At 57.8% G+C, this 1,086-nt stretch carries 3 protein-coding genes; 2 read left to right on the top strand and 1 reads right to left on the bottom strand.

Annotated elements, in window-relative coordinates; all coding sequences use genetic code 11:
* Together JK635_RS28895 and JK635_RS28890 are read left to right on the top strand one after the other, a co-directional pair.
* Positions 1–393, top strand: a 393-nt coding sequence (locus tag JK635_RS28895) for a hypothetical protein (protein ID WP_235888224.1), incomplete at its 5' end; no start/stop codon positions are given.
* A 99-nt stretch (positions 394–492) separates the two neighbouring features.
* Positions 493–726 carry a hypothetical protein gene (locus JK635_RS28890; protein ID WP_202655507.1) on the top strand — a complete coding sequence of 78 codons (234 nt, stop codon included), beginning with the start codon at positions 493–495 and terminating at the stop codon, positions 724–726.
* A gap of 121 nt (positions 727–847) precedes the next feature.
* Here the strand turns inward: JK635_RS28890 and JK635_RS28885 are convergent.
* On the bottom strand, positions 848–1,086 hold a 239-nt coding region (locus JK635_RS28885), incomplete at its 5' end, for an HAD family hydrolase (protein ID WP_202655506.1).

Raw genomic sequence — 1,086 nt, 5'->3', positions numbered from 1 at the left:
CTGCAAGATTTCATCTTCAACGCCGGCAGAGCGGTCGAAAAAGTAGCCAATACCGGAGAGCGCGACCTTCAATTGCCGAAGCAGGCGGAAACCGACGAGATGATTGCTCCGTACCCACCATGCGCCACATGGACAATGGAGCGCTTCACGGAAAAGAGCACTACGCCAGTCGCCAGGCAAACTGTTAGAACCAGGGTCAGGGCGATGTCCATGGAAGAACTGGGTTCGAACCTTTCAGTAATGCCTTTCCATGCATTCAGCCTTACCCAGGAAAGTCTCTCGCCACTTCTTGCACGGTTAAAAACGCTACTGCTGCCAGCGGGTTGTCCTTGCCGCTACAGGATTTGCCGGCTATGTCCTATGCGTGGTCGACAATTGCAAAGCCGCCTCTAAAGCCTCTTGTTCCAGTCTCCTTTCGCGTGCTCGGAAGGATGCTGGCGCCAGCCAGCATCCCACCCCTTATGGANAGTCTCCTTTCGCGTGCTCGGAAGGATGCTGGCGCCAGCCAGCATCCCACCCCTTATGGATTTCGCCGACAGTATTGAACTGGATCCCGATATCCGTCAGGCGACGGTGCCGTGTGCGCGGGGCACTGGCATCCTGCATTGCGACGCGCAAGGACGTTATCTGGAGAACATCTGGCTTGACTATGTTCAACTGCTGGGCCGGGACCGTTATGGAAGAGGATTCTCCTCAATGACCAGTACATGGCGCGTCGTCAAATGATTTGCCTATGCAGGCGCTTCCTGGCGCCAGCGTAGGCTTGCAGTCAGGCCTAGTCCAACGCAATGCTGTGGGGTGGGAAAGCCGTCTCTGCCGCTGGATTGACGCCAGCCTCAAGTGGATTTCAGATCAATTGCCGAGCCAGGTCGACCATGTCATTCGCAACGACGTCGAACTCGCCTTCCTCGACCTTGGGCAAACGCGCCTGCTTTCCATGTTCATGCGGCCGCGTGATGAAGGCTGTACGCAGCCCATGCTGTCTGGCCGCGCGCAAGTCTTCCGGATGGCAGGCGGCCAGCATCAGTTCGTCCGGCGCGATGCCGAGCAGGTCGGCGCAGCCCAGATAGGTTTCCGGATCCGGCT

This window comes from Neobacillus paridis (assembly GCF_016765675.1).
GTDB classification, from domain to species: Bacteria; Bacillota; Bacilli; order Bacillales; family Cytobacillaceae; genus Neobacillus; species Neobacillus paridis.
Note: the sequence above shows the minus strand (reverse complement) of the source record. Positions and strands in the feature narration are given on the sequence as shown.